This is a genomic window from Algibacter sp. (assembly GCF_029245835.1).
Taxonomy (GTDB): domain Bacteria; phylum Bacteroidota; class Bacteroidia; order Flavobacteriales; family Flavobacteriaceae; genus Algibacter_B.
In genome coordinates this window covers 1-16,368 of sequence record NZ_JAQWOO010000014.1, presented here as the reverse complement: position 1 = coordinate 16,368, position 16,368 = coordinate 1, and the positions used below count along the sequence as shown (strand labels likewise).

Genomic DNA, 16,368 nt, shown 5'->3' with positions numbered 1-16,368 from the left:
TTAATTTAAAATGAAAGTTGTTTTTATAGGTTTTTTACAATAAAAAAACACCTCCAAATTGAAGGTGTTTTTAATATTTTATTTTGAGTTTATTTTATTGTAATAGTGGGGAATAGAAAGTTGGATAACTACTTGCTTTAGCAACATTTCCAGATGCAATAAAGTTTGTTCCAAAAGAAGTATCTATAGCTTCTAAGAATTTGTTAGCCATAAAAGCATAACCTCTAGCGGTAAGATGAAAACCATCCAAACTTACTGTGCCACCGGTAACTAAATCTGTACTTAAATTAAAGCCGTCAAAATCAATACCCATCGTCGAGGCTTCAGTTAGTATAGAATTAAGGTCTACTAAAGCCACATTGTCATTGCTGCTTGCTATAGAGGCAATAGTTACATTATAAGCGTCTGTTGCTATCTTAATATCGTCCTGTTCGCTAGGTAATAACACCCATTTGTCTTCTAAAGGAAATGTAATGCCTTCTGCAGAAAATTGACCAGCTAATTGTTGTGGTACGCCTTGAGACATTAAAAAAGCTACAGAGTTTGTGTTAACTGTTCCAATTACTGCACTACTTGGTAAAACAAGTAAATCGTTTTCATTGGCTTGTCTGGCTTGTCCATATACAAATCCAAATAAATCAGCCACTACGGGAGCCACCTCAGCTGGAAGGCCAAGAGCTTCAACAAAGGCTGGGAATGTTGGGCTTAATTTTAGTACATCAGCTATATTAGTGGATAAATTAGCTAAGCTTTCATCGTGAATCACAACGGCACTTGCTTCAGTTTGACTAAAAACGATTTGACGTTCAGTGGCATTAGGGATTCCCTGACTTTCTAAAAAGGCGAATACTTGATTTAATTGACCAAAAATACCGTTCAGTGTAGGTATTTGATCTACAAAATCTGGATTTGCTGGACTTAATGGTTTGAAGGGTACTGTGGTAAAGTGCGGTAAATCTTTAACATATGGTACATTGGTTACGACGCCTTTTGCACCATTGGAAGTTAAGGTATTTACTAAAGCACCAAATGATTCATTGAAACCAACTCCTGGAGGTCCAGCAACAGGCGTTATAATATCTGTGCCATCTCCACCAGAAAGCGCATATCCCAAAACATCATTTCCTCCAACTTCTGATAAGGTAAAAAATGTTGGGTTTTGTGCTATGGCATCGCCTACTACTGTTGCTGTTGGACCAGATGCTATTCTTGCATAATATGGATTCGCACCGGCATATCCTGGAGCTAATAAGTGCCAGCTCTTTGCTCCTGGAATTCCAAAATTATTAAAATCACTACCAAGGCTAATCCCTGCCTCTGTTGTAATAGGTGGTACAGATGCGCCTAATCCTGTTAAAAAAGTATCTAAGGATTGAGGGGTGCTAGTTTCACTATTAAAGGTAAACCTATAACCTCTAGCAACATTACCACCAACTAAAATACCTCCTGTATTATCTGCCATTAATGGTTGTTTAAATTCGCCTCCTCCAACTTTTGCAAACTCTTTTGCTAAAATGTTTGGAAAGGAATTTTGTTGTGATGCTATAAACAAACCACCATCTGTAAATCCAGCAGTGAAAGATGCTCCTACTGCTACGTAATTAGAAAAATCTACTGAACCCGTAGTTAATTCTGGAAGTAAAACGGCTTCTGGTATTGGGCTTTCTATTTCTTCACATGATAAAAAACCAACTAAAAGCGTGAAAAGCCATATATATTTATATTTCATAATTTTATTTTTTTTATAGGTTATTGATAGTCAGAGACACATAGTATTGAGAACCTATTAATCCAGTTCCAGCTGCAGTGAAATACTCATCACCTAAAAGGTTACTTGCGCCAACTTTAATAGAAGATTTATAACGAGGGATTCTAAAATTAACTTGAGCGTCTAGAACATGAAAGGCAGGAACATCAGCAGTCAGGAAAGTGGCTTCCCATACATAATCGTCACTCCATCTCCATGCTAGGTTAAAACCAAAATTCTTAAATAAATCGGTATTTCCAAAAGTAGCCTTAACCTTATGCTCTGGTGTATTGAAATTAGTTTGAAAATCTGAGTTTGCTTGACGATCAAAATCTAGTTTTGCATAAGTATAATTCATTCCTAAATCAAAATCACCAAATACCTTTGTAGAAACTCCTAAAGCCGCTCCATACGAATTAACATCTTCAGTAGTGTTTGTATAGGCACGAAATACCTCAATATCTCCTTGTGATAATGCTACTAATGCTAAAGGTGTTGGGTTGCCATTTACAGGAATGGTTTGTGTTAATTCAACATCGCCATAAAAAGGATTAATAACATCAACCGTTGTAATAAAATCTTGATATTGGTTGTAGTATGCGCTAAAATCTATAACCACTTTTTCAACTTTACCTCTGTAACCAAACTCAAAAGAACTGACTTGTTCTGGTTTTACGATATCTGGATTTGCAATTTCTAAGTCTGCAGGGTTTCTAGAAGCTCCAAATGCTGTTGCTGAACTTCTTGTAAACGAGTTGTTATAAGCACCTGTTCCATCGTAGGTATAACTAGTTGAACCTAGTATGGCTTGACCAGTTGCTGATAAATCTGAACCACTTGCTGTTTTTGAAAATCGTTCTGGATTATCTGGTGCACTACCAATCAAAACTATAGGGCCTAGGTTAAAACCAATATATAAAGCTTGTGTATCTGGATTTCTAAATCCTGTTTGAAAAGATGCTCTTATGTTATGATTTTTATCGTTTCCTATATTGTATCCAAGAGATAATCTAGGTGAGAAAAACGCATCAAAAAGTTCAGACTTGTCATATCTTAAAGAGGCTGTTAATTTTAATCGATCATCCTCTAAAAATTTCTTTTGAATTTGAGTATATAAACCCACTTCAGAATATGGTATTTCTCCGTCGCCATCGTTATAAATAGTTCCAAAAGAGTTAAGCACATATTGCCTGTAAGACCCACCAACTTGAATTTCGGCAAAATCTGTTAAATGACTAAAGTTATAATTAGCATCAGAATGATAAATTTTCGATTCATCTTTAAGTTGACTTCCAGTAAGTATGTTTGGATCACTTGTTACTTTATTAAACGCTGCTTGAAATTGTTCTGGGGTATTAATAGGGTCTAATCGTCCAGTATCTGCAGCTATTCTTGCATTGGCATGCGCTTCATTTCCTGTTGCTCCAGCCAAGGTACTTGTTAAAAAAGCACCAGCATATTCTCCAAACCATTGTTCGTCAGATTTCCATTGTCGATTAATATTTACACCTGTAAATACCATATCATAAGAATCTCCTGCATTATCTGCAGTAACATAACCTCTTACGAAAAAGTTATCATTTTTTATTTCTAATTTATGTTGTTGTAAAAAGAAATTTTTGATAGAGTATCTGTTAGAACCTTGATAAATTGTAGAACCAGAACCTATTTTACCAACATATTGAATTTCAAAATCATTTTCCCAAGGACGGAAAAATAAACCCCAATCAGCTTTAATGCTTTTGGCATCATAGTTTGTTAAATCTGCTTCGTCATAACCTGTTCTACTCACATTTACTGCTGGTAATAAATTTGCTACTGCAGGATTTATTCCTCTAGCTGCTAGACCTTGTAAGAAATCAGGACTTGCTGCTACAACCGCTAAATTTGAAGAAGCTAAATCTCCGTAAACATTTACACCATCATAATCAATATCATTGGCTCTAGTGCTATTTGGTTTAATAAATGATGTGTTTCTATCTTTTCCTCTAGTATCGTTTGCTGCCCAGTCGGTACCTTGTAAATAACTAAAGTTTACTTTTGCAGCAAATTTATCATTAAATTTATATGCAGCTCTAATACCATAATCTTGATACTCGTTATTGCCTGAAACCTCTTGTGATGTTATACCTTGTTTATAGTAAGCACTTATACCAGTGTGATCAAAAGGACTTTTACTTGTCATAAAAAGAACTCCGTTAAAGGCATTAGCTCCGTAAAGTGCGGATGCTGCTCCGGGCAATAGTTCTACACTTTGCACATCGGTTTCTACCATGCCTAGTAAATTACCAAGCGGGAAGTTAAGTGCAGGTGCTGCATTGTCCATACCGTCTACGCGCTGCATAAACCGTGTGTTAGCAAATGTAGCAAAACCTCTGGTGTTAATGGATTTAAAAGTTAAACTATTAGTGTTAATATCAACACCTTTTAAGTTTTCTAAACCATCGTAAAACTCCGCAGAAGCTGTGTTTTTTATATCTTTTAATCCAAAACGCTCAATGGTTACAGGCGATTCGAAAACACGTTCGGGTGTTCTTGATGCGGAAATAACAACTTCATCTAAAGAGGTTCCTTCGTTTAGTATAAAATTAATTTTTTGGTTGTTTGAGGTTATTGCTTCAATAACCGTTTCAAAACCAACACTACTTGCTTGTAGTGAAAATGGGGGATTTAAATTTGTGTTTAAGGAAAAGTTACCATCAAAATCTGTAACGGTACCTGTAGATGTTCCAACAATAATGATATTAGCTCCCGGAATGGGCTGACTATTATCATCGACGACTGAACCTGTAATTGTTGTTTGTGAAAAAGATAAGCCACAAAACAAAAGCATTAAATAAGGGAGAATTGTCTTCATTTAGTAATTTGAGTTTAAGTTTAACAACAAGGTAATATAAAATTATGATATAATCCTAGCTGATAAAAGTAAAAAAAATTATGCATGCATAGCACTTTTTAATAAAAAAATTGAGATTTTGCTACTAAATAAATAAAAAACATAGGGTAAAATTGAGAATTGCCATACTTATTGTAGTAAAGCATGGCAATTTTTAAATATCTATTTGAAGTAAGTTTTCTATTCTACGGTGACAGATTTTGCTAAATTTCTTGGTTGATCAACATTTTTATCTAGCATGACCGCTATATGATATGATAATAACTGCAAAGGAATAGTTGTAAGTAAAGGTGATAGTGATTCTAAAGTTTCAGGAACTTCAATAACATGATCAGCTAGTGCTCTAACTTGGGTGTCTCCCTCAGTAACAATTCCAATAATTTTTCCTTTTCTAGATTTAATTTCTTGTATATTACTAACTACTTTTTCATAATGTCCCTTTTTTGTGGCAATAACGACAATAGGCATATTTTCATCAATTAATGCAATTGGACCATGTTTCATTTCTGCAGCAGGATAGCCTTCAGCGTGTATGTATGAAATTTCTTTAAGTTTAAGAGCGCCTTCAAGCGCAACGGGGAAATTATATCCTCTTCCTAGGTATAAGAAATTTCTAACGTTTTTGTAAACATTAGAAATAGTTTTTATGTTGGCATCAGATTGTAATGCCTTCTCCACCTTTTTTGGAATCATTTCTAATTCTAAAAGATGTTGACGGAAATCTGAACTGCTAATAGTGCCTTTAGCCCTTGCTAATCTTAGTGCTATTAGCGTTAAAACTGTAATTTGTGTTGTAAAAGCTTTAGTAGATGCTACACCAATTTCTGGTCCAGCATGGGTGTATGCTCCGGCATCAGACTCTCTTGCAATAGATGAGCCTACAACATTACAAACCCCAAATACAAAAGCCCCTTTTGATTTAGCTAACTTAATAGCTGCAAGAGTATCAGCTGTTTCTCCTGATTGAGAGATTGCTATAACGACATCATCTTCTGTAATAACAGGATTACGATATCTAAATTCTGAAGCATACTCAACTTCTACAGGGATTCTAGCTAAATCTTCAAAAATATATTCTGCTACCAATCCTGCATGCCATGATGTTCCGCAAGCCACTATAATTATACGATTGGCATTAAGAAACCTTTTCATGTTATCTTCAACACCAGCCATTTTTATAATAGCTTCGTTTCTTAATAACCGACCTCTATAAGTATCAGTTATTGCTTTAGGTTGTTCATGGATTTCTTTAAGCATAAAGTGATCATAACCCCCTTTTTCAATTTGCTCTAGATTAAGTTGAAGTTCTTGTACATAAGTGTCTACTAGAGAATCATCTTTAATTTTTCTAACTTTTATACCTTTATGAAACCTAATTACAGCCATTTCTTCATCTTCAAGATATACAGCATTTTTTGTGTATTCTAAAAAAGGAGAAGCATCACTAGCAATAAAAAATTCATCTTCGTTTTCGCCTATACCAATTGCCAAAGGACTTCCTAAACGTGCTACAACAACTTCCTCTGGTTTGTTTTTATCAAAAACAGCTATAGCATATGCGCCAATAACTTGGTTTAATGCGATTTGAACCGCTTTACCAAGTTTTACGTTCTGTTCTTTTTTTACATCTTCAATTAGGTTTATTAAAACTTCAGTATCAGTATCTGATTTGAAAGTGTAACCTCTAGAGATAAGTTCTTGTTTAAGAGATTCATAATTCTCTATAATACCATTATGAATAATAACTAATTCACCAGAGTTAGATAGATGCGGATGGGAGTTTAAATCATTAGGAACACCGTGAGTTGCCCAACGCGTATGTCCTATACCTACATTTCCATTTTTAGAAATTTCATTTTCAGCGCGTTTTTCTAAATCGGCTACTTTCCCTTTGGTTTTAGATACTTTAAGGTCAGTGCCGTCAAATAAAGCAATTCCTGCACTATCATAGCCTCTATATTCCAAACGTTTAAGACCTTCTACTATAATCGGGTATGCTTCTCTGGGGCCAATATATCCAACAATTCCACACATAATTTTCTGATTTTGGGGTTATTTAATTTTAAAGCAAATATGTAAAATAAATACTAATGACAGATAATTATTATACAAACGAATTGATTTGTACGATAAAATTCACTTCACTAACAAATTAGTTTCATTTAAAACATATTTTTAATTTACTAATTGGCTTTAGATTTAGTAAAAAATACTTTAAATTTTAACTGTTTTTCTACTGTAAGCGAATTACTTCCATGAAGAATTGTGCCTCTTGGAGATATTATTGACGCCATTGGAACAGCTGTAACATCATCATTACTATTTAAAATTTCTGAACTTGAAGTAACATTTACATTATTTGATAAAACTAAACCAATTTGATAATTTGTAGAATTGTTCTGTATAATGTTGTTTAAATATTCTGTAATACGTATTTTATATTTTCCCGATTCTTCTCTTTGGCCAAGATGCAAAATTTTAGAGATTAAAGGGTTGGTTTGGTTTTCTGTAAAATCATTTAAGTAATCAATGGTTACACTATTATTTTTTATATCATAAGCAAAAATACGGTCGTATTTATGGTATGAATTTCCATTTTGGTCTATTGGATTTGTAAGCATGTCATCATCTTCAAAAACAATTAAATAGGCTTCATTAATAAGTGCTTTTTGATTTCCATTAGCATCAAGAAATTGATTTTTAAAGTTCTCAAGCGCCTCTTCTGTTGGAAATAAATCTACAACAGCCATTGAGCCTTCTAATCCTTTAAGGTATAAAGTTTCATCACCTTCGTCTTTATTACCATTAATTAATGGCGCAAAAAACTCATTTTTAAATACGTTTAACCTATTGCCAGTAAAATTTAAAACGTAGCTGTCTTGTATTCTTGTACCTTCCTCGCCTTTAGAATAATAAATAGTAATATTAGCTCCTGTTGAAGCTAAATTCATTAAAATCATGTTACCGTCATTATCAATGGCTTCTGTTTTAAAATATAAACCTCTAAAGTAGTTTTTAAAGTTATTTGCACTACTTATGTCAGGGCTCCCATTTTTTGCAACAATGGTTTGCTGCCAAAATTCTATTTCATCTGCATCATCATCAACTTCACCATCAAAACAAATTCTTAAAGCAGGTGCTGCATAAGTTATAGTTGTATCTGTACTTGTTATATTCCATAATTCAATAGCTTCACTATTATTTGTGAAATTATTATTTTCATAAATCAGTTCACCTAAATGATTATCAAAATCTATTTGTTGAGAACCGTTTAAAGCATAATTACGGGTTGCATCATCAAGAACTTCTGTCTTTGAATAGTAATTTTGAACACTGCTAACATTCCCAGAAGGATCAAAGTCTCTTAAAAAATAATTATTCTGGTAGATAGATAATTTTACAGGAGCGCTATTGTTGCCGTACAAAGAATCTAAGGCGTATGTTTGAATATTACTATTATTTGAATCGACTCCAGTTATGGTACTAAAATAAGGGATGTTTATAACAACAGAATCTATAACTGGATTAACACCAAAATTTTCAGTTAGAGAGGCAGCATTAGGCGTTATTTGGGTAACTATACTAGCTGTGGTTTTTCCAAAATCAGGATCGTTAAAAACACCCAACAAATTAGCTGATAAGTTATTGATTTGTAATGAATCTAATTTTTTGTTGTAAACCACTATTGGTAATTCCAAAGAGTCTGTTAAAAAACTAGCATTTCCTTCTCCTAAAACATCACTATCTATAGTGTTAAAATCTTTATCGCAAGCAATAAAAGATATTAAAAGAAGAAAAACAATAGGAAATTTAAGGGCTTTAAATGTCTTTTTCATATAATATTTTAATGAATATAAATAGTTTAACCTAAAACAGTTTCGTTAAAGAAAGTTGTATAAGCCTCGCCAAATTCGTCTTTGCTCTTATATTCTAAAATTGGTTTTTCGGATGCTTTTAAATAAGTACCTAGGTCTTCTGGGATATTTTCAGATCCTACAATTAAAGCGTCAGAATAATCAATAGCAATTTTCATTAAATTGTTATATGTTGGTTCTTCAAGTGATTTAATAACAGCATCGCCAATATTATCAAACTTAATCTTGTTAACCATATCGTTATTTAACTTACCATCAAAACTTTGATTGTAAATAGAAGTGACTATTTTGCTTTCGTTAAATAATGGTTCATCTTTATAATATTCTTTAAGATAAAGTGGTAATAATGAGGCTAACCATCCATGAACATGAATAATATCTGGTGCCCAGTTTAATTTTTTTACAGTTTCAATAACACCTTTAGCAAAGAAAATAGCACGCTCATCATTATCAGAAAATAATTTCCCATCTTCGTCTGTTAACGTTGCTTTTCTTTTAAAATATTCATCATTATCAATAAAATAAACTTGAATACGCTCTTTGGGAATTGAAGCCACTTTTATGATTAAAGGCATGTCTAAATCATTAATCACTAGATTTATACCTGATAATCTTATAACTTCGTGTAATTGGTGTCTTCTCTCATTAATATTGCCGTATCTAGGCATGAAAATTCGTATTTGTCCACCTTGCTGATTCACCAATCTCGGTGCTTCAAACGATGCAGACGAAATTTCAGTTTCAGGTAAATAAGGTACAACTTCAGATGATACGTATAATATCCTCTTATCTTTCATATGTTTGTTTTTGTTGACTTAAAATAATACTATACAATAGCAATTATTGATTTCTTTTTTAAATAAAAATTTCTTAAAACTAATACACCAATGGTTCTGCTTTTTGAAAAATTCGAAATAAAAAACACGCAAAAGTACAAAATTTTATGCTAATTCGTTGTAAAATCTTAAGTTTGCACGCGTTAATTTTTTATTAAAAAGTGGAAGTTTACTCAGAAAAACAAGGAATTAGAATAGCTATTGATGCCTTTAAAGCTAAAAAGCTAACTATTGGTATGGTACCCACAATGGGGGCGTTACATGAAGGGCATTTACAATTAGTTAAAAAAGCTTTGCTTGAAAATGATAGAGTCGTGGTTAGTATTTTTGTGAATCCAACACAGTTTAATAATAACGAGGATCTTATAAAATATCCAAGAACTTTAGACCGTGATGTAGCCTTGTTAAAAACAGTAAGTAAAACCAATATTATGGTTTATGCACCGACTGTTGATGATATATATGAAGGAAACACCGTGTCTCAAACATTCGATTTTGATGGTTTGGAGTTTGAAATGGAAGGCAAATTTAGAAGTGGTCATTTTGATGGTGTAGGGACTATTGTAAAACGATTTTTCGACATTGTAAAACCTCACAAAGCTTATTTTGGAGAGAAAGATTTTCAGCAATTGGCGATCATAAAAAAATTAGTTGAAAAGTATAACATACCTGTAAAAATTATTGGGTGTAAAATACATCGTGAAGCTAATGGTTTAGCCATGAGTTCTCGAAATACAAGGTTAAAAGCAGAGTATAAAGAAGCAGTACCTTTTATCTATAAAATACTAAAAAAAGCTAAAGAAAAGTTTGGCACAAAAAGTGCTAATAAAATATCGGAATGGGTTGAAAAACAGTTTGATAATCATGATATTCTGGAGTTAGAGTATTTTATTGTTGCAGACGCTAAAACCCTAAAACCAATTAAAAGAAAATCAAACAAAAAAGCGTATAGAGCCTTTATTGCGGTATATGCAGACAATATTAGACTTATTGATAATATCGCTTTAAATTAATTACCTTTGCCACATGCAAATTCAAGTAGTAAAATCTAAGATTCACAGAGTTAAATGCACTGGTGCAGAACTCAATTACATTGGTAGTATCACTATTGATGAGGATTTAATGGAGGCTGCCAATATTATACAAGGAGAAAAAGTTCAAATTGTAAATAATGATAACGGAGAGCGTCTAGAAACCTATTGTATCCCTGGACCACGAAATAGTGGAGAAATTACCTTAAATGGAGCTGCAGCAAGAAAGGTTTCAGTAGGCGACACCTTAATTCTCATAACATATGCTTTCATGGATATTGAAGAAGCTAAAGTATTTAAGCCATCTTTAGTGTTCCCGGATGAAGCCACAAATCTATTAAAATAACTTTTTTTGAATAAAAAGACAAAAAATATAATAAAAATCACACTCCCACTATTATTGGGAGTTTTTTTAGTTTGGTATTCACTCTCTAAGGTGTCAATAGACGAGTTGCTACAATATGCTAAAAAGGCAGATTATACTTGGATTTTTTTAGGTATGTTTTTAGGGTTTTTAAGTCATTTGTCCCGTGCTTATCGGTGGCGTTACCAGTTAGAACCTATGGGTTATAATGTTAAGTTTGGTAATAGTATTATGGCTGTTTTTGCTACCTACTTAATAAACTACACGATTCCTAGGGCTGGAGAAGTTGCTAGAGCTTCCATACTTACAAATTACGAGGATGTCCCTTTTGAAAAAGCATTTGGCACTATTGTAGCAGAACGTATTGCCGATTTAATTGTGATGTTTGGAATAATTGGAATAACCCTTTTTCTTCAATTCGATTTTATTTATGGCTTTCTTATCGAAAAATTCAATCCCATAAAAATTTTGATTGCGCTTCTTGTATTTGCCCTTTTAATCATTTTCTTTTTTAGATTCATAAAGAAAAGTAGTTCTAAAATAGCACTAAAAATAAGAGCTTTTGTAAATGGGTTAATTGAAGGCGCATTAAGTATTTTTAAAATGAAAAAGAAGTGGGCTTATATTTTTCATACGCTTTTTATTTGGAGTATGTATGTGCTTATGTTTTATATAACCTCTTTTTCTATTGCTGACTTAGATGGCATTTCTATGGGTGCAATTTTAATTGGGTTTATATCGGCAAGTTTTAGTATAGCTGCTACAAATGGAGGTATTGGCTCTTATCCTTTAGCTATTTATGCTGCATTTTCAGTTTTTGGAATTCCAGAAAATCCTAGTATAGCTTTCGGTTGGATTATGTGGGCATCACAAACCCTTATGATTATTATTTTTGGAGGAATTTCATTAATTTACTTGCCTATATATAATAGAATTAAGGCTTCAAAAAGCGATTAGAGCTTAGCTTTTTATCTTTCTCTTAATTTATTACCTTGCCAATGTCAAATCTCAAATCATTTAGAATGAAAAAGACGGTTGTTTTCTTTTTAATCCTTTTTTTAGCTTTTAATATATCTAATGCTCAAGTTAAATATGAAACCATTCAATCTTCAAAATTAGGAGAAGAACGCCAAATAAAAATTCAATTACCAAGAGGGTATAACTCTGATGAAGATAAAACGTATCCTGTATTTATAGTGTTAGATGGTGATTATATGTTTGAAGTTGTTGCTGGAAACGTAGATTATTATTCTTATTGGGAAGATATGCCGGCAGCTATAGTAGTTGGTGTAAACCAGCTAGACAAACGATTTGACGATTGTATGTATTCTGAACAAAATTCCTTACCTATTGAAACTGGTGCTGCATTTTTTGAATTTATTGGTATGGAATTAATGCCATATATTGAAAAAACGTATAGAGTAGGTGATTTTAGGGTTGCTGTAGGGCATGGAGAAACAGCCAATTTTATAAACTATTATTTACTAAAGTCACAATCTTTATTTCAGGCTTACATTAGTATCAGTCCAGAATTAGCGCCTCAAATGATAGAATATTTGCCAGAAGTTATGAGTAAAATTGAATCTAAAACATTTTACTATTTAGCAAATACCAGTAATGATTCTAAATCTTTAAAAAGAATGACAGATGCTTTGAATACGGATATCTTTGCAATCGATAATGAAAATTTAGTCTATAATTTTGATAGTTTTGAAGGGCCATCTCATTATTCAGTGCCAACACATGCTATACCCAATGCCATAGAAAACATATTTCAAGTCTTTCAACCCATAACAAAAAAGGAATATAAAGAGGTTATACTTGAATTAGAAATATCACCAGTGCTTTATCTTCAAGAAAAATATCAAGCTATTTCTGATTTGTTTGGTGTTGAAAAACAAGTTTTAATAAACGATTTTAAAGCTATATCTGCCGCAATAGAAAGAAATGAATTATACGAATATTACGAAGAATTAGGTAAAATGGCAAGAAAAGCTTATCCCGATACCATGATGGGAACGTATTATGTTGCCCGTTTTTATGAAGAAACAGGAGAGCCTAAAAAAGCTATGCGTACCTACCAATCAGCTTATACCTTAGAAGAAGTTGCAGGACTTACAAAAGAGTTAATGTTAGAAAAAGCAGATTTAATTAAATCAGATTTCGGATACTAAATAATGGCAAAAGTAAAAACCACATTTTTTTGTCAAAATTGCGGCACACAATATGCTAAATGGCAAGGGCAATGTAATGCCTGTAAAGAATGGAATACGATTGTAGAAGAGCTTATTCAAAAGCCAGAAAAAAGCGATTGGAAATCTCCTACCTCTAAAGTAAAGAAGGCATCAATTCCGTTACGAATTAATGAAATTGACACCTCTAAAGAACCTCGATTAGACACTTATGATGCAGAATTTAATCGTGTTTTAGGTGGCGGTATAGTACCAGGGTCTTTAACTCTATTAGGAGGAGAACCCGGAATTGGTAAAAGTACGCTGTTACTTCAAATCTCTTTAAAGCTACCTTATAAAACACTTTATGTTTCGGGAGAGGAAAGCCAGAAACAAATAAAAATGCGTGCAGAACGTATCAATCCAGAAAATAGTAACTGTTATATTTTAACAGAAACTAAAACTCAACATATCTTCAAACAAATCGCTTCGCTTCAACCAGATGTTGTTATTATTGACTCTATTCAAACCTTACATAGCGATTATATAGAATCGTCTTCTGGAAGTATTTCCCAAATAAAAGAGTGTACTACAGAGCTTATAAAATTTGCCAAAGAAACAGCAACGCCAGTATTGTTAATTGGTCATATTACCAAGGATGGGAATATTGCTGGCCCTAAAATTTTAGAACACATGGTGGATACCGTTTTACAATTTGAAGGCGATAGAAATCATGTATTCCGAATTTTAAGGGCACACAAAAATCGTTTTGGGTCAACAAATGAATTAGGTATATATGAAATGCAAGGTTCGGGTTTGCGAGAGGTTACAAATCCATCGGAAATTTTAATTTCTAAAAAAGATGAAGAGCTTTCGGGTAATGCCATAGCAGCAACTTTAGAAGGTATGAGACCGCTTATGATTGAAGTGCAAGCACTTGTTAGTACTGCAGTTTACGGGACACCACAACGCAGTGCCACCGGATTTAATGCAAAACGGTTAAATATGTTATTGGCGGTTTTAGAAAAACGAGCTGGTTTCCGTTTAGGGGCAAAAGATGTGTTTTTAAATATCACAGGCGGTATCACTGTAGATGATCCTGCCATAGATTTAGCAGTAGTTGCATCTATCTTATCGTCTAATGAAGATGTTGCCTTGCAAAAAGATTTTTGTTTCGCTGCTGAGGTTGGATTGTCTGGCGAAATTCGCCCTGTACAACGCGTAGAGCAACGTATTTTAGAAGCCGAAAAATTAGGGTTTTCAACCATTTTTGTATCTAAGTACAATAAAATTTCATTAAAAAACACAGGTATTAAAATTCAATTAATTTCTAAAATTGAAGATTTAGTTGATTTAATTGTTTAAAACTTAAGCAATAAAATAAATTACAATCTGAATAACAAATATCTTTATATAAGCAATTGCCATATTTCTTAATCGATTTATCTTACGAAAAATATCTTTTTGTCGGATAAATTAATCTTTTAAACTGATTTTTATTAGGTTTTGTGAATTAATTGCATTACTATTGTGATACAATTTTAGACTGAATCCTGAAAATAGGATTCAAAAACTGAAATATTCTTCCCTCAAGTTTAGTTTCAATATATATTTTAATTTAAAGTAAAGAACTTTAACAAGAACCTTAAAGCTGTAATTGTGACATATTTATGTTCAATGTTTCATATTATAAAGGGTTTAAGTTGTTCTTAATCATAATTTCATATATTTTAATGTTGACTTGCCTAAATCAATTAAATATGAAAGCAAAATTACTTTTCTTGGTAATTATAGCATGCCTCTCATTTGGTAATTTAATCGCTCAAACTAATGCTCCAAGTATTCAAACCGGGGTTAGCTTTCAATGGAGCGATACACAAACGGCTCCAACACAATCTGCTACAATTCAAAGTGTTACAGTTAATGGGATTGTATATTTCAACTATGGTGTTCCCGTAGGTTATACAATGACACAATTAGGACCCAATGGACACGGAGCAAATAATATTAGACTAAATGGAACATATACGGAGACTACAAGTGCTAGTGGCTCTTGGAATGCTTCAGCATTAGCCTCTTTTCAAGACTTGAATCTTAATCATTATTTTGAAGCCAACGGTAACGGTAGAGGTATTTGTGATAATTACTCGTCAGAATCAACAACAGATGCACAAAGGCAAACCTTAACTTATGGTACTGGAATTATTGCAAGTACAAGTGGAGTTATTGCAGTCACAGAACGAAATGCCAATAACTGCTATCATGTAGAACTTTTTGGGATACCTGCTGGCGGTGGTGCTGAACAATCTTTAGGTGAAACGTTTGTAAATCAAACATCAACAAAATGGGGTTTTGGAGGAACTGGATCTAATGGAAATTTTGGAACTCCTGGTGCCGTAAATCCACCTGTTACTGGGTCAGATTATTGGTTAAGTGATAGAGTGCTTGAAAATTATGGTACTATTGGTATTGCGTTGTTCTATCTTGATGATATTGCACCAAATGGGTCTCTTATTACTAAGGCACAATTAACAGCTTCAACAAACGATCATGCCGATGGGAAATTGTTTATACTTACCCTGCCTGATGTTGATAGTGATGGGTTTAGTGATGTGGATGATTTAGATGACGATAATGATGGAATTAAAGATACTGATGAATGTGGAGGGATAGACCCTTCAGCAGATGATGACACTGATGGCACACCTAATTATCAAGATCCTGATTTTTGTACATTAAATGCCTTCGGAGTATTTGCTAACCTAGATGCAGATAAAGATGGATTACCTAATCATTTTGATCTTGATAGTGATAATGATGGAATTACAGATGTAATTGAATCTGGTGGAGTAGATGTAGATAACAACAGTATGGCAGATGGAACTATAGGTATTACACCAACTACAAATGGTATACCCAGTTCTTCAGGTTCAGGAACAAACCCAGTAAATACTGATAGTTCCGAGGATTTTGATTTTCTAGATATTGATTCAGATAATGATGGAATACCAGATAATATTGAAGCCCAAACAACTCTAGGTTATATTGGACCTTCTTTGGTTATAGATGGTATTACGGGAATATATAACAACTATGGAACAGGCTTGTCTTTAACAGATACTGATTTTGATGGTGTATTTGATTATATAGATATGGATAGTGATAACGACGGTACACCAGATATAGAAGAAAACGGAATGGCTAATTCAGTATCAGGAACCGATACAGATACTGATGGATTGGATAATACTTTTGAGACTTCAGGAGTTAATGATGCTACTTTCGATGTCAATGAGGATATTGAAACCCCTTCAGATTTAACAATTTTACCAGATGCGGATGGTGATTTAGCATCAGGCGGTGATTTAGATTACCGCGATTTATTTGATGTTAATCCACCATCATCAGCTACCATAGATTTTGATGGTGTAGATGATTATTTAGATAG

Annotated in this window: 10 protein-coding genes and 1 pseudogene; 6 read left to right on the top strand and 5 right to left on the bottom strand. The window is 33.1% G+C overall.

The window, feature by feature from the left end; translation table 11 throughout:
* Positions 1 to 94: 94 nt before the first annotated feature.
* From P8K68_RS01810 to P8K68_RS01790, 5 genes are all read right to left on the bottom strand, one after another.
* Positions 95 to 1,729 (bottom strand): G-D-S-L family lipolytic protein, encoded by a 1,635-nt coding sequence (locus P8K68_RS01810; protein WP_300247604.1) that lies wholly within the window; start codon positions 1,727 to 1,729, stop codon positions 95 to 97.
* Positions 1,730 to 1,742: 13 nt separating this feature from the next.
* A complete protein-coding gene (locus P8K68_RS01805) occupies positions 1,743 to 4,604 on the bottom strand; it encodes a TonB-dependent receptor (RefSeq protein WP_300247602.1) in 2,862 nt (953 codons plus the stop codon).
* A 219-nt stretch (positions 4,605 to 4,823) separates the two neighbouring features.
* A complete protein-coding gene (gene glmS / locus P8K68_RS01800; RefSeq protein ID WP_300247600.1) occupies positions 4,824 to 6,677 on the bottom strand; it encodes a glutamine--fructose-6-phosphate transaminase (isomerizing) in 1,854 nt (617 codons plus the stop codon).
* 149 nt (positions 6,678 to 6,826) lie between these two features.
* Positions 6,827 to 8,479 (bottom strand): DUF4270 domain-containing protein, encoded by a 1,653-nt coding sequence (locus tag P8K68_RS01795; RefSeq protein ID WP_300247598.1) that lies wholly within the window; start codon positions 8,477 to 8,479, stop codon positions 6,827 to 6,829.
* Between the two features lie 26 nt (positions 8,480 to 8,505).
* The gene (locus P8K68_RS01790) at positions 8,506 to 9,315 is read right to left on the bottom strand and encodes a glycogen/starch synthase (RefSeq protein WP_300247596.1); all 810 of its coding nucleotides are present in this window, start codon (positions 9,313 to 9,315) and stop codon (positions 8,506 to 8,508) included.
* A 200-nt stretch (positions 9,316 to 9,515) separates the two neighbouring features.
* Between P8K68_RS01790 and panC the strand changes: the two genes are divergently transcribed.
* The 6 genes and pseudogenes from panC to P8K68_RS01760 form a co-directional block, all read left to right on the top strand.
* Entirely contained in the window at positions 9,516 to 10,367 is an 852-nt protein-coding gene (gene panC / locus P8K68_RS01785; RefSeq protein WP_300247594.1) for a pantoate--beta-alanine ligase, read from the top strand.
* Positions 10,368 to 10,380: 13 nt separating this feature from the next.
* On the top strand, positions 10,381 to 10,731 hold the full coding sequence (gene panD, locus P8K68_RS01780; protein ID WP_300247592.1) for an aspartate 1-decarboxylase: 351 nt from the start codon (positions 10,381 to 10,383) through the stop codon (positions 10,729 to 10,731).
* Between the two features lie 6 nt (positions 10,732 to 10,737).
* Positions 10,738 to 11,706, top strand: coding sequence for a lysylphosphatidylglycerol synthase transmembrane domain-containing protein (locus P8K68_RS01775; protein ID WP_300247590.1), 969 nt, complete (start codon positions 10,738 to 10,740; stop codon positions 11,704 to 11,706).
* Between the two features lie 65 nt (positions 11,707 to 11,771).
* A complete protein-coding gene (locus P8K68_RS01770; protein WP_300247588.1) occupies positions 11,772 to 12,923 on the top strand; it encodes an alpha/beta hydrolase-fold protein in 1,152 nt (383 codons plus the stop codon).
* Positions 12,924 to 12,926: 3 nt separating this feature from the next.
* On the top strand, positions 12,927 to 14,285 hold the full coding sequence (gene radA / locus P8K68_RS01765) for a DNA repair protein RadA (protein WP_300247586.1): 1,359 nt from the start codon (positions 12,927 to 12,929) through the stop codon (positions 14,283 to 14,285).
* A gap of 395 nt (positions 14,286 to 14,680) precedes the next feature.
* A pseudogene (locus P8K68_RS01760) lies at positions 14,681 to 16,368 on the top strand (hypothetical protein); the annotation flags it as partial.